A 24982-nucleotide genomic window follows, 5' to 3' on the forward strand; every position below is an offset into this window, starting at 1 on the left:
GCACACTGGCGTTAAGCATCCGTCGACAAGCATTGCACCGAGCAGGGAGGCTTCATGGCAACCCCACGCCGCCGCGAGCGAACCGAGACCGGCGGGGTCGCCGACGGGTTCGTGGCGCGGCGACACCAGCTCGGGCTGACGCAGGCGGAGCTGGCCGACCTGGCCGGGGTGTCGAGGTCCAGCGTGCAGTCGATCGAATCGGGTCGGGGGACCGTGCAACTGGATCTCGTCGACGCCGTCGCGGACGCCATGGGATGCCGCCTGGCGCTCGTCACCCGCTCGGGCGTGGAGGTGGCGTCCTGATGGTCGAGAACCTCAGCAACATCGACCGGGCCGACGTCTACAAGGGCGAGCGCCTCGCGGGACGTCTCGTGCGGGAGGGCGGCGACGTCGTCTTCCGCTACGACGCCACGTACCTGCAGGACCCCGGCGCCCCGCAGATCGCGTGGACGATCCCCACGTCGTCGACCGAGGTGCGCGCGAGTGGGGGCAGCGTCCCACCGTTCTTCGCGGGTCTCCTCCCGGAAGGGATCCGGCTGCGGGGCGCGGTGGCGGCCACCAAGACGTCCGAAGACGATCACCTCACGATCCTGATGGCGGTCGGGGCCGACACGATCGGCGACGTGCGCGTGCTACCCGCGGGGGTGCCGCCGCCCGAGACCGCACCGGTGTTCGACCCCGACGCGGTCGAGCGCCAGGACCTGCGGGCGTTGTTCGAGCACATGTCGGGGCACGAGGCGGTGAAACTGGACCCCACCTCGCTACCCGGTGTGCAGGCGAAGGTGTCGGCGCAGATGTACTCGACGCCGATCGCCACCGAGAAGGGTCCTGCCATCCTCAAACTTTCACCACCGCAGGGGTATCCGCAGTTGGTCGAGAACGAGCACTTCTTCATGGGCCTCGCCGCGCAGTGCGGGTTGCCCGTCGCCGACCACCAGCTGGTGCGCGACGGGAAGGGCAATGCCGGTCTGCTCGTCGCCCGATTCGACCGGCGCGTCGATTCGTCCGGCCGCGTCATCCGCACACCCCAGGAGGATGCGTGCCAGGTGATGGGGATGTTCCCCGCCGCCAAGTACCGGCTGAAGACCGAGAACGTGATCACCGCACTCGCCGGCGTGTGTGAGCGCGGCGGCGGTTCGGCCCGGGTCGCCACCCTGGAACTGCTTCGGCTGGTGGCCTATTCGTACGCGATCGGCAACGGCGACCTGCACGGAAAGAACTTCTCGGTGCAGCTCGCCGAATCGGGGTTGTGGAGCGTCACACCGGCCTACGACCTGCTGTGCACCCAGCCGTACCTCGGATGGCGCGACCCGATGGCTCTCGACTTCTACGGCAAGGCGAACAAGCTGAACCGCAGGCACTTCGTCGAATCCGGTGGCCGGCTCGGTGTCCCCGAACGCGCGGTCACCAGAATGCTCGACGGCATCCGCAAGGGCATCGGGCGCGGCATCGCGGAGATCGAGACGATCGGCTTCACCGCGAAAGAGAATGCCCAGCTGCGCACGCTGATGGAACGGCGCTCGGACGAACTGGGCTGAGCCGGCTCACCACACTCGAAACGCGCTGTCCGAGAGCGTGAATCCGTGGCCCGCGTCGCTACGGCAGGTGACCCCGGACGTCTCGTCGACGAGGCACGTCAGGTCGTTCACGTGTAACGCGGTGCCGTACGACAGTGCGGGGGCGGCAGATCGGTCGAGCGGGTAGTACCGGGGGTCGCCGGCGCTGGCGAACTGACCGGGGCGGCCACCGGCGACCTCGATCGCGTTGGGCGTCACCGGGCTGCCGGACGCGCCCGCGCCCGGAACCTTCGGCGCCGACGCCGGCATCGGCCCGTGACAGCCGGCGGTCGGGACGTCGCCGCCGGTGAGGATCGCACAGTGGAACTTGGTGCTCGGTGTCGTGAAGTAGTAGCTCCCCGCCGCGGTGCCCGCAAACGTCTGCGGGTCTGCCTGGGCCGGGGTGTTCGTGGTGGTTGTCGTGGTGGTAGGGCGCGACGACGTCGTCGTGGTCGGGCTGGTGGTGGTGGTCGTCTTCGGTGCGGTGGTCTTCGGTGCGGTCGTCCCGGTCGGGGTGGTCGCGGGCCCCGCGACGGCGCCGGTCTCGGGGGATCCGTCGACCGAGCGACCGCAACCGGCCACCACCAATGCCGTCGCGAACAGAAGTACCGCACGCACCGTGTAGGTCATGGTGGAGAGCCTAGAACCGCACGCGGCCTCGGCGGTCGCGGCGCGTCGGACGAAATTCTGGGACAGTGGTGACCAGTGAACCGCCAGGAGGTCCGATGTCGGAAAGCACCCAGTACGAGGAGCGGCGTGCACGCATCTCCCTGCAGGTCCGCCAATGGTGTGAACGATCCGCGATCACGGGCACGCACGCCCCGTTGTCGGACGCCGCTGCCGTCCTGATCGCCGCCGGACACCTCGATTCGCCCACCCGGCAGGTACTCACCCACCGGCGTCGCGCGGGCCGCACCATCCCGTCGCTCGGCGGCTTCGGGGCCCTGCGTCTGCTGACGGACGAGTACCACCAGTTGGCGCGCCGCGCCGACAGCCTGCGCCCCGGACCGGCGCAACTACTGTTCAAATACCGTGCCACCGAACTGGCCTGCAAGCTGCAGTCGTCTCGGTCCGCGGTCGTGATGTCGCCGGCGCACTACGGCAACGGTGTCCGGGCGATGCGCCGGGATCGGCGTGAGGGTGTCCATCTCGATCTCGAGCAGCGTGAGGCGCTGTTCCGGGCGCTGCAACGCACACCGGCGCCGATCGCCGGCACCGCGCTCGAACGTGCAGGCAACTATGCCCGCGGCACCGCGGCGGAACGCCTCGGCCAGGCCGCCGAAAACACCCCGATGGCCGCAGTCGGCCGCCGCGTCGCCGAGGCCATCGGCAAGGGCGTCGATCTCGACAACGACAGATTCGCCGACTCGTACGACACCCTGCTCTACCTGGCGGGGATGCTCTTCGACAGGATCGACGGTTCCGCAGTCTGGCATTCGGAGCACTTTGCGATCCAGCGGTACCAACTCGACCTCGCCGAAGAACTGACACAGATCGCCGTCGACACCGTGGCGCTGCGCGGAATCCGGACCGAACTCGACGAAGCGCTGCGTGCCACCCATTCCGACACGGCCCGTCGACAGATCGAGGCCCGGCAGAACGCACTGAAGCCGGTGTGGGATCAACTGGTCGACCGCGTCGCCGCACTCGCACGAATCGGCGACCTGCTGTCCCGAGCCGAGGTGCAACTGCGGTCCGTGCTGGCGGTCAACCGGGCGATGAGTCTCGACAGCCGCATCGACGAACTCATCTCACGCTCCGGCGACCGCGAGCTGTCGGCGGAGAACACCCATCACGTCGGCGATCAGTTCGGCGGGGTGGAGGAACTGATGCTCACCTACCAGTCGACGCTGTACGGAGACATCGCCGAACTCACCTCCTGGTCGGGTGGGAGCAAGTGACCCCGGCGACCGAGAGGGTAGCCCCCACCACCTCATGACACGCGCAGGTACGCCGGGGTCGGTAACGGAGGCGCCGTGGACCGGTAGTGATGTCCGGTCGGGGTGCCGAGATCGATCAGATGCCGGCCGCCGGGACGAGCGACCGGGCGGGCGGTCCATCCGTCGCCTTCCTTCGCATAGTTGCAGGCTTCGCAGAGGCCGGACCCGTTGTCCGCCGTCGTGGCACCGGATTCTCGACGTGAGCGGATGTGGTCGTGATGCCGGATCGGCGCGTCACACCACGGGGTTCGGCACGTCCGGTCCCGCAGGTCGATCAGCTGTCGCAGGCCCTTCGGAAATATGCGGGATTGCGATTCCATCGCGGTCAACGACCCCGACTGCGGGCAGGAATACACCCGCTGCAACGACGTCTCCGCGTCGGCATCGACAGAATCTGCCACCAACTGCCGGGCAATCCCCGCCGGCACCGGCCCGAACCCCTGCAACTGCGCCGCCTCGTGCCCACCGGCCAGCAAGGTCTCGTCCGAGAGCACCAGATTCACCGCCACCGGAACGCCACTCGCAGCGGCCCGGCCGGTTCCGCGGTCGAACAACAGGTCCACCATCAGCTGATTGCGGGTGCGGCCGCCACTGTCTCCGGCGGCGATCAGACTGTCCGCATCCCGCCCCAGGGTCGCCTGCAGACAGACCGCCTGCTCGACCGGCATCAACACGCTCAGGTAGGCCATCGAGTCCGGCGCCGGCCGGGTCGTGACCCGACGCTCGGACACCGCCTTGCGGTGCCGGGCCACGACCGCTGCGGCGTCGAGTTCCACCGCCAACGCCTTCGCCCGTGCGATCAGCCCGCGATCGCCGACCCCGTCGAGAGTGGCCGGGTCCGAACACAACCGACGGTCCACGATGCCCCGATCCGTCGCCGACAGGCACGCCGTCTCCCGCACAAGCAGCGTGGCTCGCCATTCGTTCAGCCGGCCCGACCGCAACAGGGCCAGGGTGTGGGGCATCTCGTGCACCAGAGCCTGCGCGAACCCGAGATGCCGACCACCGCGGTTCGGGGATTCCCTGCGTGCCAACGCAATCTGCGAGGCAATGCAGCGGTCCCACTCCACCCGCGGCAACCCCCGAGCCCTGCGATCCGCACGAATACTCGTGGCGACGCCGTCGGTGATCACCGCCTGCACCGCACACCCGACCGACTTCAACGCCTCGATCGCGTCGAGCCACTCGATCCCCAACCCCGCATCACCGCCAGCGGAGACCGCTCGTAGCCGCGCCGTGAACGCACGCAACTCGGCCAGATCTGCTGCAATCAATTCCCCCACAACCAACCTCCCCCAAGGTTCGAATGTATGTTCGATCCTATCAATCATGCTCGACCAAGGCAATACCCGGCTACGGTGGTGTGGGACTCTCGTCGACAAAGATGTGGGGGCTGGGTGCGATGACCGATGACGCCGATCTGCAACGTGCGGTCGCGAACGAGTTCTCGGCACTGGCCGATCTGCTCGACGGGATCTCGGACGCGGAATGGGACACGCCGTCGCTGTGCATGGGCTGGCGGATTCGGGAAGTGGTCGCGCATCTCACCATGGCCGCGCGCTACTCCGAGGAGCAGTTCATGGCGCGCCTGCGTGAGTGCGAGTTCGATTTCACCCGGCTCTCCAACGAGATCGCCCGTAGCGACGCCGAATTGGTGCCGGCGGAACTCGTCGCCAACCTGCGCTCGGACATCATGCGCAGGTGGACCCCGCCGGGCAGCGGCTATCACGGCGCGCTCAACCATGTGGTGATCCACGGTCTCGACGCCAGCGTGCCGCTCGGGGTGCCGCGACACGTACCGGAGGAGACGATGCGCGTCGTCCTCAACGATCTCACGGCGGGTGGTGGGCACTCGAATTTCGGCATCGACATCGAGGGACGTGGCCTGCGGGCCACGGACCTCGACTGGTCGTACGGGTCGGGCGCCGAATTACGCGGAACGGGCGAGGATCTCGCGCTGATGATCTGCGGCCGCGCGCTGCCGGCAGGACGGGTCGAGGGCGACCCGTTGTAGTCCGGTTCAGATACCCGGGATGACGCCCGGGTAGACGAAGTGCCCGGGACCTCCGCCGGGGAGGGTGGCGCCGAGGGATCCGGGGAAGTTCATGGACAACTTGACGAGTTTGTGTGGTTGCCCGTTCTGGTCGGCTTGCCAGCAGTCGAGCAGTACGCCGTGGAATCCGGTGCAGACGATGCGGTTGGCGGTTCCGAACGGTGACGTGAGCCGATTCGCGCTGACGAACGGATTCCAATAGTCGAGATCGGTGGGGGTGAGGAAGTTCTGGTTGTCGAACGGCGCGACCGGACTGGGCTCGGTGGGTACCGGCGGCCATTCGTCGGCCGCGGCCACACCGGCGCTCCCGAGGAGGGCGGCTGCGGCGACGGCCACGGTCGCGGTGATCTGTGTGAATCGGCGAGTAGCGGTAGTCATCTCCACCAGGCCACAGTAAAACGCCGGCAGTTTCTACGTCCGCAATCCGGGATGACGGCTGGCCAGGACGGGGACGAGGAGCTTGTTCGGTGCGAGGTGGGCGAACACGGACGCGGCCCGGTTCGCGAGGCCGGGGATGGCGATCATGTGCCCCTTGTCGAGGCCGTCGATTCCGGTCCTGGCCACGGATTCGGGGCTTTCCCACATGAAGCTGGGCAGTGCGGCTTCGGCGTCTTCCTTCGCGAAGCCGGCTGTCTCACCGAAACCGGTGTCGACGGGTCCGGGGCAGAGGGCGGTCGCGGTGACACCGGTGCCCTTCAGTTCGCCGGTGAGGCTCTCGGTGTAGGAGAGGACGAATGCCTTTCCGGCGGCGTAGGCAGCTTGTCCGGGCAGCGGCTGGAACGCGGCTGTGGACGCGACGTTGAGGACGGCTCCTCGGCGTCGTTGCACCATGCCGGGCAGGGCGCGGCTGCAGAGGTCGGCGACGGCCATGACGTCGACCTCGATCATGTTCATCTCGGCGTCCGGGTCGGACGCGGCCACCGGGCCGAGCGTGGACAGGCCGGCGTTGTTGACGAGGATGTCGAGGGTGAGCCCGAGCTCGCCGACACGGTCGAGCAACGTCGCGCGGGCCGAGCGGTCGGAGAGATCGGCACCCAGCACATGCGCCCGACCACCTGCGGCCCGTAGCTCGGTGGCCAGTTCCTCCAACTTCTCGGCTCGGCGGGCGACGAGCACCACCTGGTGACCGCGGCGGCTGAGTTCACGGCTGAGGGCCGCACCGATCCCGGACGACGCTCCGGTGACGAGCGCGGTGCGATCGGCGGCAGGGGTGGGCAGGCTCATGTGTCCAACCTACGTGCCGCCGTCGCACGCGCAAGGGTTCAACCGGTCAGGCGTGGGTTCCGCCGTCGATGCGGATCTCGGTTCCGGTGACGAACGCGCCGTCGTCGGAGGCGAGCATGGCGACGACTCCGGCGACCTGCTCGGGTCCGCCCATCGCCGCGCCGCCCGATTCCAGGGTGGTGGGCAGGATGGGTGAGAGTTTGGCGAACAGGCTCCAATCGGCATCGGACGGAACGTATCCGGATGTGGCGTCGGTGATGCCGGTCTTGATGCTGCCGGGGGCGACACCGACGGCGCGCAGACCCTGCTTGCCGTATTCGAGAGCCAGTGCATGGGTGAACGACTGGATGCCGCCCTTGCTCGCGGCGTACGCGGCCATGTAGGGGTGCGCGAACGCGGCGGACGTGGAACTGAAGTTCACGACCACGCTGCGGTCGTTGCGCAGCAGCGCGGGCAGGCATTCGCGGACCATGAGGAACGTGCCGGTGAGGTTGATCCCGATCACCTGATTCCACACGTCCAGCGACGTCTCGTGGGTGTGCGAGGCGCGGAGGATGCCCGCGGCGTTCACGAGTACGTCCAGTCCGCCGAGCTTCTCGACGCTGCGGCTCACGCCGTCGGTGACGGACTTCTCGTCGCCGATGTCGATTGCGACCACGCTGAGTCGCCCTGCCGTGCCTGCTGCCTCGGCCAGTTCCGCTGTCCGCGCGAGGCCGTCCTCGGACACGTCGGCTGCCACGACGGTGCCGCCTTCCTCGAGCAGGCGGAGGGCGGTGGCCTGTCCGATGCCCGATGCGGCTCCGGTCACCAGGATCCGCCGGTTGTCGAAGCGATTCATGATCTGTGCTCCTCGTGTGTTTGCCGAATTCGATCTCATTGGCCCATGACGTATTTGACGGTCGGCCCCGCGGTCCATCCGCCGTCGACGGCCAGTTCCGCCCCGGTGACGTACGTGGACGCGTCGGACAGCAGGAACCCGACGGCACCGGCGATCTCCTCGGGCACGCCGACCCGGGCCATGGGAGTGTTCGGGTAGTTGCCCTCGCCCTGCTGGATTCCGAGGCCCGCGGTCATCGGGGTGTACGTCATCCCCGGGTGGACGGAATTGACGCGGATCCGGTCGGTGCCCAGTTCCACGGCGGCGATCTTCGTGAGCCCGCGCACGCCCCACTTGGACGCGCCGTAACCGGCGGTCAGCGCGAGTCCCATCAGACCGGCGGCCGACGAGATGTTGACGATCGATCCGCCGCCGGCGGCGCGCATCGGACCGATCACGGCCTGCAGACCGTTGAACACGCCGGTCAGGTTGATGTCGAGGACCGTCCGGAAGTGTTCGAGCGGTTCGTGCTCGATGTATTGGCCGGTGGAGATGCCGGCGTTGTTGACGAGGCCGTCGACGCGTCCGAATTCGCTCGTCGCCACGTCGACCGCGGCCTGCCACTGCTGCGGGTCCGTGACGTCGAGGTGGCTGTACCGCGCCCGCTCACCGAGTTGGTCGACGATCGCGCGGCCGTCGTCGTCGAGAACGTCGCCGACCACGACGCTCCCGCCCTCGTCGACGATGCGCTGGGCGAAGGCTGCGCCGAGCCCCCGCGCCGCCCCGGTCACGATCACAACCTTCCCCGCCAGTTGCTGTGCGGTCTCGGTCATCTCAGCTCACATCCTCGTCGTCAAAGAGTCATCTTCGTCGGGCACGTCGGCTGCCGACGGCCCGAGTCTGCTGTGGGCGCCGCCGGCGGGAAACGGGTTCTCCCGGTGATCGGAACAACTCGTAGCCACGGGAAACGTCCGACCACTGTGATGTGGGTTACCCGCTGACACTCCGGACATGCCGGACGGGCGGATCTCCCCGACAGCCCATCGAAAGGCTTCCCCCATGTCTCGACGCGTCACCTCCACCGCCGCGGTGCTGATCACCGGCAGCGTCCTGTTCGCGGGTTTCGGCACGCCTGCGCTCGCTTCGGCGGACCCGCTGTCGCTGCCCGGAATCAGCCTCCCGGGATTCGGTTCGTCCGACTTCGGGAGCGCGGGCCCGGTCGTCGAGACACCTCGACTGGCGTCGGTCGACAACTTCCGCGACGTCGGGGGAACGGGCCGGGGGTACGCCACCACCCGCGGAGGGCACGTCACGAGGGGAGTGTTCTACCGTTCGAACGCTCTGGTTCCGAACGATCAGGATCTCGCCGTCCTCACCGGGCTCGGACTGACCGCGGTGTACGACGTGCGGACCGTCGAGGAGGTGGCGGCGAAACCCGACCGGCTCCCGGCCGGGCCGCGCTACCTCGGTATCCCCATCCTGTCGGGAGACCTCGGTGCCGCAGTCGCGCAACTGAAGTCGCCCGCCGACGCCGTCGCGTTCATGCAGCAGATGAACCGCAGCTTCGTCGACGACGCGGCGACCCGGGCCGGGTTCGCGCAACTCCTGACGTCATTGGCCGATACCGAGGGGCCGCAGATCTTCCACTGCACGGCGGGCAAGGACCGCACCGGCTGGGCGTCCGCGCTGTTGCTCTCCATCGCGGGCGTCCCGCAGGACACCATCTTCGACGACTATCTGCTCACCAACGACTACACCGCCGCGTCGATGAAGATCACGTACGACCAGATCGCCGCCAGCCGCGGCGAGGCGGTGGCGCAGATCTACCAGCCGCTGCTGGGCGTCGACCGGAGCTACCTCGAGGCCGGGCTCGGCCGGCTCACCGAGCAGTACGGCACGGTCGACCGCTATCTCACCGAGGGTCTCGGTCTGAGCGCGGCGACCGTCGACCGGCTCCGGGGCAAGCTGCTGAGCTGAGGTCAGGCGCCGATCGCGTCCGAGAGAGTCGTGAGCCGGCTGATCTCGGATGCGGTCAGGGTCACGGTCGGGGCGTCGAGTAGCGCGGGAAGTTGTTCGAGGCGGCTCGCGCTCGCGATCGGCGCGGTGATGCCGGGCCGGGTGAGGAGCCACGCGAGCGCGATGGTCGAGATTTCCGCCGAGTGCGTGTCGGCGATCTCGGCCAGGGCGGCGACGACGGCGAGACCGGACTCGGAGAAGTAGCGGGTCGCCATCCGCTGGCGGGGCTGACCGTCCAGGTCGGCCTGGGTGCGGTACTTGCCCGCCAGGAAGCCCGCGGCGAGCGAGTAGTACGGGAAGACGCCCAGGCCGTTCTCGGTGGCGATCGCGGCCACCTCGGGCTCGTAGTCGTGGCGGTGCACCAGGTTGTAGTGCGGCTGCAGCGCGATCGGGGCAGCGAAGCCGTTCTCGGCCGTCAGGGACAGCCACTCGCGGATGCGCTCGGGCGAGTAGTTGGAGATGGCGACGTGGCGGACGAGTCCGTCGCGGACCAGTTCGTCGAAGGCGCCGAGTGTGTCGACGAGGGGAGTGTCGGCGTCGTCGAAGTGGGCGTAGTACACGTCGATGTGGTCGGTCTGCAGCCGCTTCAGGGATGCCTCCGCCGCCGCGCGGACGTTGGCGGGGGCCAGGCCCTTGAACTCCGGGTGCTGGCTGACCTTGGTGGCGATCACCATGTGGTCGCGGTTGCCGCGGGACGCCATCCAGTTTCCGAGGACGGTCTCGGACTCGCCGCCGGAGTTGCCCTCGGCGAACGCCGAGTACGAGTCCGCCGTGTCGACGAAGTTGCCGCCGCCTGCGGCGAAGGCGTCGAGGATCTCGAACGACGTCGGTTCGTCACTGGTCCAGCCGAAGGTGTTACCACCGAGGGCCAGGGGAAAGATGTCCAGATCCGAGTTGCCGATCGCGACCACGGGTGCTCCGTTTCTAGGTGTGTCCTGTCCGGGAATGTGCGAAGAGTTCGCGTGACGACGCTATCGCAGCCGCTAGGCGCACGCGCGTCCGGCTACCGGACACAGTCTTCTCGGTGACGGATACCGTCGCGAATCGGACATGTGTGCGCGATCCCCGCCCACCGCGACTCCGACGGCATACCGTAAAGGGGGTGCGTTCGTTCCGGCGAGACACGGAGTTGAGTGATGCAGGACCAGTCGATCGATGACCACTTGAACACGGGCCTGTTCGTCGACGGGCAGTGGATCCGCTCCAGTTCCGGTGAGACCCGGGACTGCATCAATCCGGCCGACGGATCGGTGGTCGCCACCGTCGACGAGGCCTCCCCGGAGGACGCGACCCGCGCAGTCGCCGCGGCCCGCGCGGCGTTCGACGAGGGAACCTGGCCCCACACACCCGTCGCCGAGCGCACGGCGTTGGTCGCGAGGATCGCCGACCTCCTCGAGCGCGACAAGGAGATCCTGGCACGCATCGAGACGCTCGACACCGGAAAAACGCTGGAGGAGAGCAGGATCGACATCGACGACGTGGTGTCGGTGTTCCGGTACTACGCGCAACTCGCCGCGGTCGAAGCCGACAATCTGGTCGATGTCGGCCGGCCCGAGGTGATCAGCCGGGTGGTGCGTGAGCCGATCGGTGTGTGCGTGCTCATCGCACCGTGGAACTACCCGCTGCTGCAGATCTCCTGGAAGGTGGCGCCCGCGCTGGCCGCCGGGTGCACCATGGTCCTCAAACCGAGCGAGGTGACCCCGCTCAGCACCATCGCGTTCACCGCGCTGATCGCCGAAGCAGGTGCCCCCGCCGGGGTGGTGAACCTCGTGCAGGGCAGCGGCGCCGTCCTGGGCGCCGCGCTCACGGGCACCCCCGACGTCGACTTCATCTCGTTCACCGGCGGGCTGGCCACCGGACGCGTCATCCTCGAGACCGCGGCGAAGAACGTCACCAAGGTGGCGGTGGAACTCGGTGGCAAGAATCCGCACATCGTCTTCGCCGACGCCGACGGAGACGACTCTGTGGACCAGGTGCTCACCGGGGTGTTCCTGCACTCCGGGCAGGTGTGCTCGGCGGGAACCCGCCTGATCATCGAGGAGTCCATCGCCGACCGGTTCGTCGCCGCACTGGCCGCGCGGGCGGAGAAGATCCGGATGGGCAACGGTCTCGATCCCGCGAGCCGAACCGGCCCGCTGGTATCGGAGGCCCACCGGGAGAAGGTCGAACGGTACGTGGCGCTCGGCCTCTCCGAGGGCGCCCGGTTGGTGACCGGGGGAGCCCGGCCTTCCGATCCCGCGCTGGCGGACGGGAGCTACTACCTGCCCACCATCTTCGACCACTGCGACCGCACCATGCGCCTCGTGCAGGAGGAGACGTTCGGACCGATCCTCACGGTCGAGCGCTTCAGCACGGAGGAGGAGGCGCTGCGACTGGGCAACGACACCGAATACGGCCTCGCCGCCGGCGTCCGGACCGCCGACAGTGCGCGGGGCGAGCGGATGGTGCGCGGTCTGCGCCACGGAACGGTGTGGCTCAACGACTTCGGCTACTACACCGCGGCCGCCGAGTGGGGCGGCTTCAAGATGTCGGGGAACGGGCGCGAACTCGGTCCCACCGGTCTGGCGGAATACCAGGAGACGAAACATATCTGGCACAACACCTCGCCCACGGCGGCGGGGTGGTTCGACAACGGCTAGGTCGGCGCACGGAGAGGCGAGAGAACCATGGCTACTCGGCACGGAGCAGTGGGTGACGGAGGTGCGCCGGGGGACAGTGGACTCGGCGAACTGGGGTACAAACAGGAATTGGACCGCAGCCTCGGCAAATTCGCCAGTTTCGCGGCGGGGGTCAGCTACATCTCGATTCTCACCGGCACGTTCCAGTTGTTCTACTTCGGGTTCGGCACCGCGGGGCCGGCGTACCTGTGGTCCTGGCCGATGGTGTTCGTCGGGCAGATGGCCGTCGCCCTGTGTTTCATGGAGCTCGCCGCCAAGTACCCCGTCGCCGGCTCGGTGTACAACTGGGCCAAGCTGCTCGGCAGCAGGATCGTGGGATGGTCGTCGGGCTGGCTGATGCTCACCGCGTCGATCGTGACCCTCTCCGCGGTCGTGCTCGCGCTGCAACTCAACCTTCCGCGGTTGTGGAGCGGGTTCCAGATCGTCGGTGACGGCAGCGGTGAATACGACTTCGCCACCAACGCCGTCATTCTCGGCACCATCATGATCGCGTTCACCACGGCCGTCAACGCGTTCGGCGTCAAACTGATGGCCCTCATCAACAGTTCGGGTGTGTTCATCGAACTGATCGCGGCCGTGCTCATCGCCGTGATCCTCGCCGCCAACATCACTCGCGGTCCGGACGTGTTCTTCTCCACCCACGGTTACGGCGCCGGGGAGAGCGGCGGCTATCTGACCGTCTTCCTCGTGGCGTCACTCGCGTCCGGGTACGTGATGTACGGCTTCGACACCGCGAGTTCGCTCGGCGAGGAGACCGTCGACCCCCGGCGGACGGCGCCCAAGGCGATCCTGCGGGCGATCCTCGCCTCGTTCGTGATCGGCGGGGCGATCCTGGTGTTCGCCGTCATGTCGGCCCCCGACCTCGACGATCCGCTGATCGGCAGCAGCGAGGGCGGCCTGCAGTACATCGTCGAGCAGGTGATGTGGGGACCGCTCGGCAAGATCTTCCTGGTCTGCATCGTCGTCGCGGTCACGGTGTGTTCGCTCGCGGTGCACGCCGCGGCCATCCGGCTCACGTTCGCGATGGCCCGCGACAACGCGCTGCCGTTCGGGGAACGGCTGGCCCACGTCAACCCGAAGCATCAGACGCCCGTGGTCCCCGCCATCGTGATCGGTGTGCTCGCGGCGTTCATCCTCGTCATCAACATCGGTCAGCCGCAGATCTTCACGGTGCTGACGTCGATCGCGATCATCATGATCTACCTGGCGTACCTCATGGTCACCGGGCCGCTGCTGAAGAAACGCCTGCAGGGGCAGTGGCCGCCGAAGGAACTCGCGGAGAGCGGCTACTTCACGATGGGCCGGTGGGGGCTTCCGGTGAACATCTTCGCCGTGCTGTGGGGAGTGGGGATGGCGCTCAATCTGGCGTGGCCGCGCCCCGAGGTGTACGGCACTCCCTGGTACAACACGTGGGGTGCGTTCGTCTACATCGGCATCATTCTCGGGCTCGGTCTCCTCTGGTATGCGGTGAAGGGCCGCAACCACATCGGATGTCTCGCCTCGCACGCGGCGTCGTCGAAGGACGAGGCGGAGAGTGAACTGCCATGACGGACACCGTGTTCGACTACGTCATCGCAGGCGGGGGAACGGCTGGATGTGTGCTCGCCGCGCGGCTCAGCGAGGACCCCTCGGTGACCGTCTGCCTCGTGGAGGCCGGGCCGTCCGACGTGGGTGACCGCAACGTCCTCGAGCTGTCGAAATGGATGCATCTGCTGGACTCCGGCTACGACTGGGACTATCCGGTGGAGCCGCAGGAGAAGGGCAACAGCTTCATGCGGCACGCCCGCGCCAAGGTGCTCGGCGGATGCTCCTCCCACAATTCGTGCATCGCGTTCTGGCCACCCGCCGAGACACTCGACGACTGGGCGGCGGCGGGCGCCACCGGCTGGGGCGCGAAGGACGTGCTGCCGCTCGTGGCGCGGGTGGAGAACAACGACGCCCCCGGCGAGCAGCACGGCCGCAGCGGTCCGGTGCGGTTGCGTGACGTCCCGCCGAACGATCCGTGCGGCGTGGCCCTGCTCGAGGCCGCGGCGAAGGTCGGGTTGCCCACCGTGCAGTTCAACCGGGGCACGACGGTGCTCGACGGGGCGGGGTGGTTCCAGATCAACGCGTCCGAGGACGGCACGCGCATGTCGACGTCGCACGCCTACCTGCATCCGATTCTCGGGTCCCGCCCCAACCTGGAGGTGCGCACCGACTGCTGGGTCAGCGAGATCGTCATCGACGACGCGCTGGCGGCGACCGGCGTGCGGTACCAGCGCCCCGATCTCACCGGATACGACACGGTCTCGGCGCGCCGCGAGGTGATCGTCACCGCCGGGGCCATCGACACACCGAAACTGTTGATGCTCTCCGGTATCGGGCCGACGGTGCACCTGCGCGAGATGGGGGTGCGGGTTCGGGTCGACGCTCCCGGGGTCGGGCAGAACCTCGACGATCACGTCGAGGGTCTGGTGTTCTGGGATGCGTCCCGGCCGATGGTCGAGACGTCCACGCAGTGGTGGGAGATCGGTCTGTTCGCCACCACCGAGGAGGGGCTGAACCATCCGGACCTGATGATGCACTACGGCAGCGTGCCGTTCGACATGAACACACTCCGGTGGGGATACCCCACCACGGACAACGGTTTCTGCCTCACCCCGAACGTCACGCAGGGACTCTCCCGCGGAACGGTGCGTCTGCGTTCCCGCGACTTCCGGGATCGCCCGAGAGTGGATCCCCGGTACTTCACCGACCCGGACGGTCACGACGAGGCCGTGATGCTCGCCGGGATCCGGCTGGCGCGTCGCATCGCCGAGCAGGAACCTCTCCGCGGCTGGATCACGAGGGAACTGGCCCCCGGGCCGGAGGCGGTCACCGACGACGAACTGATCGACTACGCGCACCGGACGCACAACACGGTGTACCACCCCGCCGGGACCGCCAGGATGGGTGCGGCCACCGATCCGATGGCCGTCCTCGATCCGGAACTGCGGGTGAAGGGCGTTCGCGATCTGCGGGTGGTGGACGCGTCCGCCATGCCGAAACTGCCCTACGTCAATCCCAACATCACGGTCATGACGATGGCCGAGAAGTGCGCCGACCTGATCCGCGGAACCTGACCCGGCGACGTGCCGGAGGCCCTGCGTGAACCGCTGGTTACTTTGAAGTCCTACTATCTCTCCGTACTGGTAGAGAGACGGAAGGGCACGTCATGAATTCTCCTGAACCGATCGTCGTTGTCGACGGCGCGAGGACCCCGATCGGCAGCTTCGGTGGTGCGTTCAAGGACGTGCCCGCTCACGAACTGGGTGCCACCGCCGCGAAGGCCGCGCTGGACCGTGCCGGGGTGCCGGGCGGCGACATCGACGAGGTGGTGATGGGCTGCATCGGTCAGGTCGGACCGGACGCCTACAACGCCCGCCGCGTCGCCCTCGCCGCCGGACTTCCCGAGAAGACCCCCGCGTACACCGTCAACCGGCTGTGCGGGTCCGGTCTGCAGGCGGTGTGGTCGGCGGCGCAGCAGATGCGCTGGGGTGGGGTGGACTTCGCCCTCGCCGGCGGCGACGAGAGCATGTCGCGGATGCCGTTCTACGACTTTTCCGCCCGCTCGGGCTACAAACTCGGCGACCGTAAGCTGGTGGACGGCACGGTCGCGATTCTGACCGACCCGTTCGGTGGCGTGCACATGGGCCGCACCGCCGAGGCCGTCGCCCGCAAGTACGACGTCAGCCGGCAGCAGCAGGACGAGTTCGCCGTCGAATCCCAGCGCCGTGCCGCCTCCGAGGCCGCGAAGGCCGCGTTCGCCGAGGAGATCACGCCGGTCGAGATCGGGGGCCGCCGCCCGAAGACGATCGACGTCGACGAGCACCCCAAGCCCGACACCACCCTCGAGACCCTGGCGAAGCTGCGGCCGGCGTTCGAGGAGGGCGGCTCGGTGACCGCGGGCAACGCGTCCGGGATCAACGACGGCGCGGCGGCCCTGGTGCTGGCCACACAGTCCGCCGCGCAGGAGAAGGGCCTGACCGGGCTGGTCACGCTCGAGGCCGTCGCGACCGCGGCGATGGACCCGGGCCTGATGGGGTACGCCCCGGTGCTGGCGCTGGCGAACCTGTTCGAGCAGACCGGCACCACCCCCGGCGACATCGACGTGATCGAGCTGAACGAGGCGTTCGCGTCGCAGGCGGTCGCGGTGATCCGGGACGCGAAGCTGAACCCGGAGAAGACCAACCCGTACGGCGGTGCGATCGCGCTGGGTCACCCGGTCGGGGCGACCGGCGCGATTCTGAGCCTGCGCCTGGCGAAGGACCTCGTGCGCCGCGACCTCGAACTCGGCATCGTCACCATGTGCATCGGCGGCGGCCAGGCCCTCGCCGCACTCTTCCGGCGCATCTAGAACCGGGGCAGGCGATGAAGAAGCACATTCCGTCCTGGCACGACGACGAGGTCAAGGCGCTGTCCGAGCTCGCGGTCGGGTTCTTCGAACGCGAGGTGGTCGCGCACAACGAGAAGTGGGACGCCCAGCACCGCATCGACCGTGCGGTGTGGCTCGCGGCAGGCGAGCTGGGGTTGCTGTGCTGCTCGATCCCGGAGGAGTACGGCGGCGGTGGCGGCACGTTCGCGCACGACCTCGCCGTGTTCGAGGCCCAGGGCTATGCCGGGGACCTCGCGCTCGGCATCTCGGTGCATTCGGGGATCGTGGCGCACTACCTCCTCGAGTACGGCACCGAGGAACAGAAGAAGACCTGGCTGCCGGGGATGGCRACCGGGGAGATCCTCGGCGCCATCGGCATGACCGAGCCCGGCGCCGGCTCGGACCTCAAGGCGATCAAGACCACCGCCATCCGGGACGGCGACGAGTACGTCGTCAACGGGTCGAAGACGTTCATCACCAACGGCGCGTCCGCCGACATGATCGTGCTGGCGGTCAAGACCGATCCGAAGGCCGGCGCCAAGGGGGTGGCGCTGCTGATCGTCGATCTGCGGGACTGCCCCGGGTTCGCTGTCGGGCGGGTGTTGGACAAGGTCGGTCAGCACGGCGCCGACACGTCGGAGTTGTCGTTCACCGATGTGCGGGTGCCGGTGTCGAATCTGCTCGGCGAGGAGGGGCAGGGTTTCGGGCAGTTGATGGCGCAGTTGGTGCAGGAGCGGTTGATCATCGGCGCGCAGGCGTCCGGTGCGATGACTCGTGCGGTGGAGGACACCGTTGCGTACACGAAGTCGCGGCAGGCGTTTGGGCACAGTCTGTTCGAGTTCCAGAACACGGCGTTCGAGCTGGCCGAGTGCCAGACCATCGCCCGCACGTGTGCGGTGTTCCTGGACCATTGCATCGAGGCGCACCTGCGTGGGGAACTGGACCCGTCCGAGGCGGCGATGGTCAAGTACTGGCTCACCGAGCAGCAGTGCGCGGTGATCGACYGGTGCGTGCAGTTGCACGGTGGTTACGGGTACATGCGGGAGTACCTGATCGCCYGGATGTACGAGGACGCCCGCGTCCAGAAGATCTACGCGGGCGCCAACGAGGTGATGAAGGAAATCATCGCGAAGTCGCTGTAGCCGACGCCGGCTCACGCGACACGTCGTACGCCGCCTCGTCGAACCGGCCGAGTCGCTGCCGCATGCGGTCGGTCGACCACGGCCAGTTGAAGCTGTTGCGGCCGTTGACGTCGAGGAAGTAGCTCTGGCAGCCACCGGCGTTGTAGACGGTGGTGGCCAGGGCTTCCTGGACCTGGGCGTTGAACGCGTCCTGCACTTCCCGGCGCGGTTCCATCCTGGTCCACCCGTTGCTCCGAGCCGTGGTGACGGCCTGGGTCAAGTAGTCGAGTTGCGCCTCGAGGATCATGAACGCCGATGTGTGGCCGGTTCCCAGCGCGGGTCCGAGGAGGACGAACGCGTTGGGGAAACCCGCGACGGTGGTGCCGAGGTAGGCCTGCGGGCTGCCCTTCCAATGATCGTCGAGGCTGCGACCGTCGCCGTCGAACACCTTGGAACCGATCGGCATGTCGAGGATGTGGAAGCCGGTGCCGAAGATGATGGCATCCACTTCCCGTTCGGCGCCGTCGCTGCCGACGACGACGTTCCCGCGCACCGACTGCACGGCGTTGGCGTGCACCTCGACATTGGGTCGGGTGAGTGCGGGGTAGTAGGTGTTGGACAGCAGCAGTCGCTTGCAGCCGAGCGTGTAGTCGGGGGTCAAGGCCCTGCGCAGCTTCGGATCCCGCACCTGTGCGCGGAGTTGTGCCTTGCCGACCTGCTGGATCACCCGCAGGATCCACGGGTGCCGGAAACCGAGTCCGAGCGTTTCCATGATCGCGTACTCGACGCGTCGCAGCGCCCGGATCGCACCCGGCACGCGGCGCAGGATCGCGCGCTCGACACCGGGCAGGGTGTGATCCGGTTTCGGCAGCACCCACTGCGCGGTGCGCTGGTAGAGATGCAGCGACTCGACCGTCGGCTGGATCGCCGGGACGAATTGCACTGCGGATGCACCGGTTCCGACGACGGCCACGCGTTTGCCGGTGAGATCGTAGGTGTGATTCCAGCGGGAGGAATGGAACACCTCGCCGGTGAAGGTGTCGAGGCCGGGGATGGCGGGAACGAGCGGTTCGTTCCACGGTCCGGCGGCGGCGATGACGGCGTTCGCGGTGAACGTGCCCGCGGACGTGTCCACCGTCCACCGCCTGCTCGGCTCGCTCCACTGGGCACGTTGCATCTCGGTGCCGAACTTCACGTGTGCGGGCACCCCGTGTTCGGCGGCGGTGCGCTCGATGTACCGGCGGATCTCCTCCTGTCCGGCGAACAACCGCGACCACTCCCGGTTGGGTGCGAACGAGTAGGAGTACAGCGCCGAGGGGACGTCGCACGCGCAGCCCGGGTAGGTGTTGTCACGCCAGGTCCCGCCCAGTGCGTCGCCCTTCTCGAGGATGGCGAAGTTGTCGATTCCGCTCTGCTTCAGGCGAATCGCGGCTCCGATGCCGGAGATCCCGGCACCGACGATCAGAATGTCGTAATGCGTCATGCGCGTACTCCGTTCGCGAGCTGAGCGCGGGTGGTGACGAGGGAATGTTCGAGGGTGGCGAGCCGGCGCCGGCCGTCCATGAAGTTCGGACCCATGACGGCGAGGTCCTCGGCGGTCGCGTCGAGCCGGATCACCCGGGTGCCTGCCGCCTCCAGCTTCGCGATCTCGGCGTCCAGCCCGGCACTCATCCAGTTCCGCAGCATCAGGCGTTCGACGCGGGCCGCCCGGCGGCCGGCGATGCGGCCCGTCGACGCCATCGGTGCCAGCACGATCACCTCGTCGAGTTCGAGGGGCAGCACCAGGTCGGCGGATGCGGTGGACGCCGCGCCGCCGTCGACGAACCGGCGGCCGCCGATGGGGACCGGCGGATACCAGCCGGGAATCGCCCACGACGCCCGCAATGCCTCGGACAGGGTGGCGGTCGGTGCACCGGGTGAGCCGAACGCGATGCGCTCTCCCGTGTCGTAGTCCATGCTCACCAGCCACGTCGCGGGGTGGCGCACCCAGCCGGAGTTGCAGGCGATCCGCTGTGCGAGCCGGTCGAGCCAGGCGGCGTCGCCGCGGCCGTGGGGGAGGAGGCCGCTCGCGGCGGTCACGGGTGGGAGCCCGCGGCGCAACAAGCCGGGCGAGCCGAGGCCCGGTCCGGGGAGCGGCGGGAACCGCCCCGGTGCGGCCGCGAGGTGTCCGTCGAGCGCCGGGTGGGTGGGCCCACCGAGCTGCATCGCGAGCAGGTCGTCGACGCCTGCCCCGCCGCCGAGCATGGTGACGAGTTCGGCGCCCGCGGACGTGCCCACGAGTACGTCGGCGTCGCGCGGGTCCCAGCCCAGCGCGTCGCTCACGGCGACCAGGGCCGCCACGGTCCAGGCCGCGCCGAGCGTGCCGCCGCACCCGATCACCAGTCCGCGGCTGGGTTGTATGTCACTCGAAGTCATATCTAGAAGCTAGCAGAAACCAGATACCAGCGGTATATGAAAATTAGAATATTCTCGCAGGGGCTTCGGAGAAAGGGTGAGCATGGCGCGATTGACCAGGTCGGAGAGTCAGGCGCGCACACGGGCGCATCTCGTCGCGACCGCCCGCGACCTCTTCCTGGCCGACGGGTACGCGGCCACGTCGCTCGAGAAAGTCGCCGACGAGGCCGGCTATTCCAAAGGTGCCGTGTACTCCAACTTCAAGAACAAGAAGGAACTGTGCCTCGAGGTGCTGGGGCTCATCCACGCCACCAAGGGGCAGGAGATCGCCGAGGCGCTCGGCGGCGGCGACACGATGGAGGAGCGGCTCGAGGCGTTCCAGGCCTGGGCGGAGAAGACGCTCGGCGACGTCGGGTGGACCATGCTGGAGTTCGAGCTGATCGTGCTGTCCCGCCACGATCCCGAACTCCGCGACGCACTCACCGCCACTCTCGGGGTGGCCCGGGACATCACGGTGACACTGCTGAAGTCGTTCACCGACTCGCTCGGGGTCGTCCTGCCCGTGCCCGTGGAGGACGCGGCCGGCAGCATCCTCAGTCTCGGTGTCGGACTGGGTATTCAGCGCGCCATCGATCCGACCATTTCCGCTCGGGTGGTCACCGACAATCTGCGGGTGCTGCTTGCGGTGTCGCAGGAGGCTCCGACTCAGGGGTCCGTGCCGGGGTGAAATTGGCGCGAGGAGCCGATCCGAGTGGCGGCGCGCGCGTACGGTGAATTCATGAAGCGGTGGAACGCCCTGGCAATTCCGGCAGCCGCCGCGGCTGCGATCGCGTCGTACGATCTTGTTCAGCGACGGCACGCGCTGCTCCGGAATTTTCCCGTGGTCGGGCACGGACGTTATCTGCTCGAGTCGCTCGGCCCGGAACTCCGGCAGTACATTACGACCGGCAACGACGAGGAACGTCCCTTCACCCGGGACCAGCGTCGCTGGGTGTACGCGTCGTCGAAGCGGGTGACCGACACGTTCGGGTTCGGTACGGACAACGACATCGAGTTCACCGACGGCTACACCATCATCAAGCACCGGACGTTCTCGGAGATTCCTCCCTCGGCGATGCCGCATGCCGACGAACATGTCGCGATTCCGTCGGCGAAGGTGCTCGGTGCCGCCCGCGGCCGGACGCATGCCTTCCGCCCGCGCTCCATCGTGAACATCTCGGGGATGAGTTTCGGGGCGCTGTCGTCCGCGGCCGTGGTCGCTCTCAACCGTGGTGCCGCTGCCACCGATTGCCTGCACAACACCGGCGAGGGTGGAATCTCCCGATACCACCGGAACGGCGCAGACCTGATCTTCCAGATAGGGACCGCGTATTTCGGCTGCCGCGACGAGGACGGCCGGTTCGACCTGGCGCGGCTTCGGGCGCTCGTCGAGTCGGCGCCGGTGCGGGCCATCGAGATCAAACTCAGCCAGGGCGCGAAACCGGGCCTCGGGGGTCTCCTGCCCGGGGCGAAGGTGACACCGGAGATCGCCGAGATCAGAGGCGTACCGGAGGGCCGTGACTGCATCAGCCCGTCCCGGCACACGGCCTTCCGCGACGTCGACAGCATGCTCGACTGGGTGGAGCTCCTGGCCGCCGAGACGGGGCTGCCGGTCGGGATCAAGTCCGCAGTCGGCGACCCGACGTTCTGGGACCTGCTCGTCGACGCGATGAGCAACTCCGGGCGGGGTGTCGACTTCGTGACCATCGACGGGGGTGAGGGCGGTACCGGCGCTGCGCCGCTGGTGTTCACCGACGCGGTCTCGTTGCCGTTCCGTAGCGGCTTCGCGCGCGTGTACGCCAAGTTCGCGGAAGCCGGTCTGACCGACGGCATCACGTTCATAGGCTCGGGCAAGCTGGGCCTGCCCGACAATGCCGTGGCGGCGATGTCGCTCGGATGTGACCTGATCAATGTGGCGCGTGAGCCGATGCTCGCGGTCGGGTGCATCCAGGCGCAGAAGTGCCACACCGATCGGTGCCCGACGGGTGTTGCGACGCAAAATCACTGGCTCGCACACGGACTCGACGCCGGCATCAAATCGGTCCGGGCCGCGAACTACCTGCGGGCGTTGCGCCGGGACGTATTCAAGGTGGCCGAGGCGTGTGGTGTCGCGCACCCGGGCCTGATCACCGCGTCGGACGTCGAGGTCGCGGACGGCAACCGGCATTCGATCACGCTCGCCGACCTCTACGGTTACCGGACCGGCTGGGGGCTGCCCGGTGACGCCGACCGTGCCGAGATCACCCGCCTGATGAGCGAGGCCGCCGCCGTTCCCGCGGGCGAGACCGGGTCGCCAGGAGCGAAGACGGCGCCCTGAGGGCTGTCCGTCCCGACTACAGCCAGTCGCGTCGGCGGAACAGGATGTAGAGCAGGGTGGCCGACGTCACGATCACGATGGTGCTGGCGATCATCCCCGACAGCTGCCCGACTCCGGGGAACAAGACGTTCTGACCGAACCACCCGGTCACCGCCGTGGGAACCGCGATGATGGCCGCCCATCCGGTGAGCTTCTTCATGACGGTGTTGAGCCGGGCATCCTGGAGCGACAGATTCGTTTCGAAGACGGTCACCACCATGTCGCGCAACGACTCCGTCCACTCCGCGGCGCGCGTCACGTGGTCGTAGAGATCGGTGTACAAGCTGTCGAGAACCGGCGACTTGTCGCGGTGGGATTCGGCCCGCCCGCGCATGACTGCGCCCACCACCTCCCGCATCGGAAGCACGACGCGACGCAGTTGCACCAGTTCCTTCCGCAGCCGGTACGTGCGCTGCTGAATCTCCCGGGTCCGCGCGGACTCGTCGAACAAGCCCTCCTCGAGCGCTTCGATCGCGTCGTCGATCGTCTCGATCGTCTCGAACTGCCCGTCCACGATGGCGTCGAGCAGTCCGTGCAGGAGCGCGAGTGCGCCGGAACCCGGTGTGAGCAGTGCGGGGTCCTCCTCCCAGCGCTCCACCACCTGCGACATGTCGAATCGATCGTCCCGCCGCACCGTGATGATCCCGTTCGACACCACGAACGCGGAGACGCGGCTGAGCCGAAGCCGAGAATCGAGGACGCCGAGAGTGCTGACGTCGTCGGTCTCGAACCAGGTGGCGTACGCGGTCACGAACGCATGGCCCGCATAGCGCGTCGCCTTCGGCCGCTCACCTCGGGCGACGGCATCCTCGATGGCGTTCGGATCGAGCGACCACTCGGCCGCAAGCTCGGTCAGGCACTCGTGGTCGGGGTCGCACAGGTCGACCCACACGAGCGCATTCTCGTCCTTCACCTGTTCGGACACGTCGGCAAGCGGGAAATCCTTGCCGACGCACTCGCCATCGCGCCACACACGGGTCTGCACCAGGTTGAGGGTCACGCTCCCAGTCTGCCGAACCATTCCGGCATGGAAGCGGTTATGACGAGCGATCGGACGAATACCCCCACAGCCAGTCGGTGTACTTGTAGCTCGACGTGTCGCGGGTGCGGAACAGTTCGTTGCGCGCGATGCGGGCGGTGCCGTCGAGGTGCCACAGCTCACCCCACATGCGTCCGGTGGTGAGGATGCGGTTGCAGCGCGGTGCGCGTTCGGTGTTGACCTCCTTCAGGATCTGCGGCCACGCGGAGTTTCCGCCCGTGGAGAAGTCTTCGGCGGCATAGTCGGCGAGGCACTTGGCGTCCTCGATCGCCATCACCGCTCCCGAGGCCAGGTACTGCAGTGGCGGGTGCGCTGCGTCGCCGAGCAGGATCATCCGCCCGTCCACCCAGTTCTCGATCGGCTCGCGGTCGTACATCGGCCACCAGCGGTCCTTCCACAGGTAGTCGATCCCGCGGCGGACGTTCTCGTGGCAGTGCGCGTAGGCCTGTTCGAGTTCCTCGGGTCCACCCCAGTTCTCGATTCCGTTCTTGAAACCGGGCGATTCGAACACCGCGACCTGGTTGAGCATTTCGCCGCCGCGCAGCGGGTACTGGATGAAGTGGCACCGCGGTCCGATGTAGCCGACCACGTCCTCGATGTCCTCGTCGAGTTCCACGTCCTGGTACGGGGTGGTGCCCCGGTAGGCGGCGTAGCCGGACGACACGGGCTCGTCGTCCGAGATCTTCCCCCGCAGCCGGGACTTGAGGCCGTCCATGCCGAGCGCGATGTCCGCTTCGTGGGTGCGGCCGTCGTCGGTGCTGACGATTACCCTGTCACCGTCGGTGATCACGTCGGTGACGGTGACGCCCGTGTGCAGTTCGGCGCCCGCATCCCGCGCGGCGTCGACGAGGGTCGCGTGCAGGTCGCTGCGATGGGTCACGAAGTACGGTCCGCCGTAGCGGGCACGGAACTCGGTGCCGAGGTCGATCGTGGTGAGCACCTCCGCGGTGACGGCGTCGCGGAACACGATGTTCTTCGGCAGGAAGGCCCGGGAGAGAACGTCGTCGAGTACGCCCCAGGAGTCGAGGATGCGGGCGCCGTGCGGTCCGACCTGCAGTCCGGCGCCGACCTCACCGAACTCGGAGGCACGTTCGAACAACGTGACGTTCGCGCCCTTCCGGGCGAGAGCCAGGGCGTTGGCCGCGCCGCCGATCCCGCCTCCGGCGATGATGATGCGTGCGTCCTGCAGATTCGACATGACAGTTCCTTCGTTTCGTGCGTTCGGGGCATGTGAGTGGCAATGCGTGCCGGGGCACACGGCGGCACTCACGTGGGGGAGGGGAAGCGTCGCCAGATCACGGTGAGCAGCAGTGCGGCGACGAGCGCGCTGACGCCGAAGAGGATGAAGTTCGAATC

Annotated in this window: 23 protein-coding genes; 12 read left to right on the forward strand and 11 right to left on the reverse strand. The window is 68.0% G+C overall.

Annotated elements, in window-relative coordinates:
* The first annotated feature begins 54 nt into the window (after nt 1-54).
* Both AC1D1G_RS19205 and AC1D1G_RS19210 read left to right on the forward strand, forming a co-directional pair.
* The gene (locus tag AC1D1G_RS19205; protein ID WP_009474594.1) at nt 55-303 is read left to right on the forward strand and encodes a helix-turn-helix transcriptional regulator; all 249 of its coding nucleotides are present in this window, start codon (nt 55-57) and stop codon (nt 301-303) included.
* Nucleotides 303-1538 carry a type II toxin-antitoxin system HipA family toxin gene (locus AC1D1G_RS19210; RefSeq protein ID WP_477953252.1) on the forward strand — a complete coding sequence of 412 codons (1236 nt, stop codon included), beginning with the start codon at nt 303-305 and terminating at the stop codon, nt 1536-1538. Before AC1D1G_RS19205 ends, AC1D1G_RS19210 begins: the two co-directional genes overlap by 1 nt.
* Nucleotides 1539-1544: 6 nt before the next feature.
* Here AC1D1G_RS19210 and AC1D1G_RS19215 read toward each other — a convergent pair whose 3' ends face one another.
* Nucleotides 1545-2186 carry a hypothetical protein gene (locus AC1D1G_RS19215; protein WP_317568377.1) on the reverse strand — a complete coding sequence of 214 codons (642 nt, stop codon included), beginning with the start codon at nt 2184-2186 and terminating at the stop codon, nt 1545-1547.
* A gap of 95 nt (nt 2187-2281) precedes the next feature.
* Here AC1D1G_RS19215 and AC1D1G_RS19220 point away from each other — a divergent pair, with 95 nt between their 5' ends.
* Complete coding sequence (locus tag AC1D1G_RS19220) at nt 2282-3457, forward strand: hypothetical protein (protein ID WP_317568378.1); 1176 nt, start codon at nt 2282-2284, stop codon at nt 3455-3457.
* 32 nt (nt 3458-3489) lie between these two features.
* On the opposite strand, the gene AC1D1G_RS19225 is transcribed toward AC1D1G_RS19220, so the two are convergent.
* Nucleotides 3490-4779: an HNH endonuclease gene (locus AC1D1G_RS19225; RefSeq protein WP_477953253.1), complete on the reverse strand. Its 1290-nt coding sequence runs from the start codon at nt 4777-4779 to the stop codon at nt 3490-3492.
* Between the two features lie 119 nt (nt 4780-4898).
* Here AC1D1G_RS19225 and AC1D1G_RS19230 point away from each other — a divergent pair, with 119 nt between their 5' ends.
* Entirely contained in the window at nt 4899-5510 is a 612-nt protein-coding gene (locus AC1D1G_RS19230; RefSeq protein WP_477953255.1) for a maleylpyruvate isomerase family mycothiol-dependent enzyme, read from the forward strand.
* 6 nt (nt 5511-5516) lie between these two features.
* Here the strand turns inward: AC1D1G_RS19230 and AC1D1G_RS19235 are convergent, their stop codons facing one another.
* Genes AC1D1G_RS19235 through AC1D1G_RS19250 form a run of 4 tightly spaced genes read right to left on the reverse strand, consistent with a single transcriptional unit; the run spans nt 5517 to nt 8423 of the window.
* Nucleotides 5517-5927: a hypothetical protein gene (locus tag AC1D1G_RS19235; protein WP_247250604.1), complete on the reverse strand. Its 411-nt coding sequence runs from the start codon at nt 5925-5927 to the stop codon at nt 5517-5519.
* Nucleotides 5928-5960: 33 nt separating this feature from the next.
* Nucleotides 5961-6773: an SDR family NAD(P)-dependent oxidoreductase gene (locus AC1D1G_RS19240; protein WP_007300348.1), complete on the reverse strand. Its 813-nt coding sequence runs from the start codon at nt 6771-6773 to the stop codon at nt 5961-5963.
* Between the two features lie 46 nt (nt 6774-6819).
* Nucleotides 6820-7611 carry an SDR family NAD(P)-dependent oxidoreductase gene (locus tag AC1D1G_RS19245; RefSeq protein WP_477953257.1) on the reverse strand — a complete coding sequence of 264 codons (792 nt, stop codon included), beginning with the start codon at nt 7609-7611 and terminating at the stop codon, nt 6820-6822.
* A gap of 35 nt (nt 7612-7646) precedes the next feature.
* Nucleotides 7647-8423 (reverse strand): SDR family oxidoreductase, encoded by a 777-nt coding sequence (locus AC1D1G_RS19250; RefSeq protein WP_280779996.1) that lies wholly within the window; start codon nt 8421-8423, stop codon nt 7647-7649.
* Nucleotides 8424-8649: 226 nt separating this feature from the next.
* Here AC1D1G_RS19250 and AC1D1G_RS19255 point away from each other — a divergent pair, with 226 nt between their 5' ends.
* On the forward strand, nt 8650-9567 hold the full coding sequence (locus AC1D1G_RS19255; RefSeq protein WP_418341670.1) for a tyrosine-protein phosphatase: 918 nt from the start codon (nt 8650-8652) through the stop codon (nt 9565-9567).
* Between the two features lie 2 nt (nt 9568-9569).
* Here AC1D1G_RS19255 and AC1D1G_RS19260 read toward each other — a convergent pair whose 3' ends face one another.
* Nucleotides 9570-10517, reverse strand: coding sequence for an aldo/keto reductase (locus AC1D1G_RS19260; RefSeq protein WP_477953258.1), 948 nt, complete (start codon nt 10515-10517; stop codon nt 9570-9572).
* 225 nt (nt 10518-10742) lie between these two features.
* On the opposite strand from AC1D1G_RS19260, the gene AC1D1G_RS19265 reads away from it, so the two are divergent.
* The 5 genes from AC1D1G_RS19265 (at nt 10743) to AC1D1G_RS19285 (ending at nt 17819) form a co-directional block, all read left to right on the forward strand.
* Nucleotides 10743-12245, forward strand: a complete 1503-nt coding sequence (locus AC1D1G_RS19265) for an aldehyde dehydrogenase family protein (protein ID WP_283331114.1) — start codon at nt 10743-10745, stop codon at nt 12243-12245.
* A 27-nt stretch (nt 12246-12272) separates the two neighbouring features.
* Nucleotides 12273-13832: an APC family permease gene (locus AC1D1G_RS19270; protein WP_283331115.1), complete on the forward strand. Its 1560-nt coding sequence runs from the start codon at nt 12273-12275 to the stop codon at nt 13830-13832.
* The gene (locus AC1D1G_RS19275) at nt 13829-15385 is read left to right on the forward strand and encodes a GMC family oxidoreductase (protein ID WP_477953260.1); all 1557 of its coding nucleotides are present in this window, start codon (nt 13829-13831) and stop codon (nt 15383-15385) included. The genes AC1D1G_RS19270 and AC1D1G_RS19275 overlap by 4 nt, the downstream gene beginning before the upstream one ends.
* A gap of 92 nt (nt 15386-15477) precedes the next feature.
* On the forward strand, nt 15478-16659 hold the full coding sequence (locus tag AC1D1G_RS19280) for a thiolase family protein (RefSeq protein ID WP_477953262.1): 1182 nt from the start codon (nt 15478-15480) through the stop codon (nt 16657-16659).
* A gap of 14 nt (nt 16660-16673) precedes the next feature.
* Complete coding sequence (locus tag AC1D1G_RS19285) at nt 16674-17819, forward strand: acyl-CoA dehydrogenase family protein (protein ID WP_477953263.1); 1146 nt, start codon at nt 16674-16676, stop codon at nt 17817-17819.
* On the opposite strand, the gene AC1D1G_RS19290 is transcribed toward AC1D1G_RS19285, so the two are convergent.
* Together AC1D1G_RS19290 and AC1D1G_RS19295 are read right to left on the reverse strand one after the other, a co-directional pair.
* Complete coding sequence (locus tag AC1D1G_RS19290) at nt 17800-19281, reverse strand: flavin-containing monooxygenase (RefSeq protein ID WP_477953265.1); 1482 nt, start codon at nt 19279-19281, stop codon at nt 17800-17802. The genes AC1D1G_RS19285 and AC1D1G_RS19290 overlap by 20 nt on opposite strands.
* Nucleotides 19278-20213, reverse strand: a complete 936-nt coding sequence (locus AC1D1G_RS19295) for a patatin-like phospholipase family protein (protein WP_477953266.1) — start codon at nt 20211-20213, stop codon at nt 19278-19280. Before AC1D1G_RS19295 ends, AC1D1G_RS19290 begins: the two co-directional genes overlap by 4 nt.
* Nucleotides 20214-20295: 82 nt before the next feature.
* On the opposite strand from AC1D1G_RS19295, the gene AC1D1G_RS19300 reads away from it, so the two are divergent.
* A complete protein-coding gene (locus AC1D1G_RS19300; protein ID WP_477953268.1) occupies nt 20296-20919 on the forward strand; it encodes a TetR/AcrR family transcriptional regulator in 624 nt (207 codons plus the stop codon).
* 24 nt (nt 20920-20943) lie between these two features.
* Nucleotides 20944-22548 (forward strand): glutamate synthase-related protein, encoded by a 1605-nt coding sequence (locus AC1D1G_RS19305; RefSeq protein WP_477953270.1) that lies wholly within the window; start codon nt 20944-20946, stop codon nt 22546-22548.
* 16 nt (nt 22549-22564) lie between these two features.
* Here AC1D1G_RS19305 and AC1D1G_RS19310 read toward each other — a convergent pair whose 3' ends face one another.
* Both AC1D1G_RS19310 and AC1D1G_RS19315 read right to left on the reverse strand, forming a co-directional pair.
* The gene (locus tag AC1D1G_RS19310) at nt 22565-23587 is read right to left on the reverse strand and encodes a magnesium transporter CorA family protein (protein WP_477953272.1); all 1023 of its coding nucleotides are present in this window, start codon (nt 23585-23587) and stop codon (nt 22565-22567) included.
* Nucleotides 23588-23624: 37 nt separating this feature from the next.
* The gene (locus AC1D1G_RS19315; RefSeq protein WP_477953274.1) at nt 23625-24824 is read right to left on the reverse strand and encodes an FAD-dependent monooxygenase; all 1200 of its coding nucleotides are present in this window, start codon (nt 24822-24824) and stop codon (nt 23625-23627) included.
* Between the last annotated feature and the right edge of the window lie 158 nt (nt 24825-24982).

Source organism: Rhodococcus sp. P3_B8, from assembly GCF_056402775.1.

Coding starts and splice junctions, on each gene's coding strand:
- AC1D1G_RS19270 (WP_283331115.1), top strand. CDS start 12,273: ATGGCTACTCGGCACGGAGCAGTGGGTGACGGAGGTGCGCCGGGGGAC.
- AC1D1G_RS19235 (WP_247250604.1), bottom strand. CDS start 5,927: ATGACTACCGCTACTCGCCGATTCACACAGATCACCGCGACCGTGGCC.
- AC1D1G_RS19215 (WP_317568377.1), bottom strand. CDS start 2,186: ATGACCTACACGGTGCGTGCGGTACTTCTGTTCGCGACGGCATTGGTG.
- AC1D1G_RS19290 (WP_477953265.1), bottom strand. CDS start 19,281: ATGACGCATTACGACATTCTGATCGTCGGTGCCGGGATCTCCGGCATC.
- AC1D1G_RS19255 (WP_418341670.1), top strand. CDS start 8,650: ATGTCTCGACGCGTCACCTCCACCGCCGCGGTGCTGATCACCGGCAGC.
- AC1D1G_RS19250 (WP_280779996.1), bottom strand. CDS start 8,423: ATGACCGAGACCGCACAGCAACTGGCGGGGAAGGTTGTGATCGTGACC.
- AC1D1G_RS19220 (WP_317568378.1), top strand. CDS start 2,282: ATGTCGGAAAGCACCCAGTACGAGGAGCGGCGTGCACGCATCTCCCTG.
- AC1D1G_RS19300 (WP_477953268.1), top strand. CDS start 20,296: ATGGCGCGATTGACCAGGTCGGAGAGTCAGGCGCGCACACGGGCGCAT.
- AC1D1G_RS19245 (WP_477953257.1), bottom strand. CDS start 7,611: ATGAATCGCTTCGACAACCGGCGGATCCTGGTGACCGGAGCCGCATCG.
- AC1D1G_RS19280 (WP_477953262.1), top strand. CDS start 15,478: ATGAATTCTCCTGAACCGATCGTCGTTGTCGACGGCGCGAGGACCCCG.
- AC1D1G_RS19230 (WP_477953255.1), top strand. CDS start 4,899: ATGACCGATGACGCCGATCTGCAACGTGCGGTCGCGAACGAGTTCTCG.
- AC1D1G_RS19275 (WP_477953260.1), top strand. CDS start 13,829: ATGACGGACACCGTGTTCGACTACGTCATCGCAGGCGGGGGAACGGCT.
- AC1D1G_RS19205 (WP_009474594.1), top strand. CDS start 55: ATGGCAACCCCACGCCGCCGCGAGCGAACCGAGACCGGCGGGGTCGCC.
- AC1D1G_RS19210 (WP_477953252.1), top strand. CDS start 303: ATGGTCGAGAACCTCAGCAACATCGACCGGGCCGACGTCTACAAGGGC.
- AC1D1G_RS19295 (WP_477953266.1), bottom strand. CDS start 20,213: ATGACTTCGAGTGACATACAACCCAGCCGCGGACTGGTGATCGGGTGC.
- AC1D1G_RS19240 (WP_007300348.1), bottom strand. CDS start 6,773: ATGAGCCTGCCCACCCCTGCCGCCGATCGCACCGCGCTCGTCACCGGA.
- AC1D1G_RS19265 (WP_283331114.1), top strand. CDS start 10,743: ATGCAGGACCAGTCGATCGATGACCACTTGAACACGGGCCTGTTCGTC.
- AC1D1G_RS19315 (WP_477953274.1), bottom strand. CDS start 24,824: ATGTCGAATCTGCAGGACGCACGCATCATCATCGCCGGAGGCGGGATC.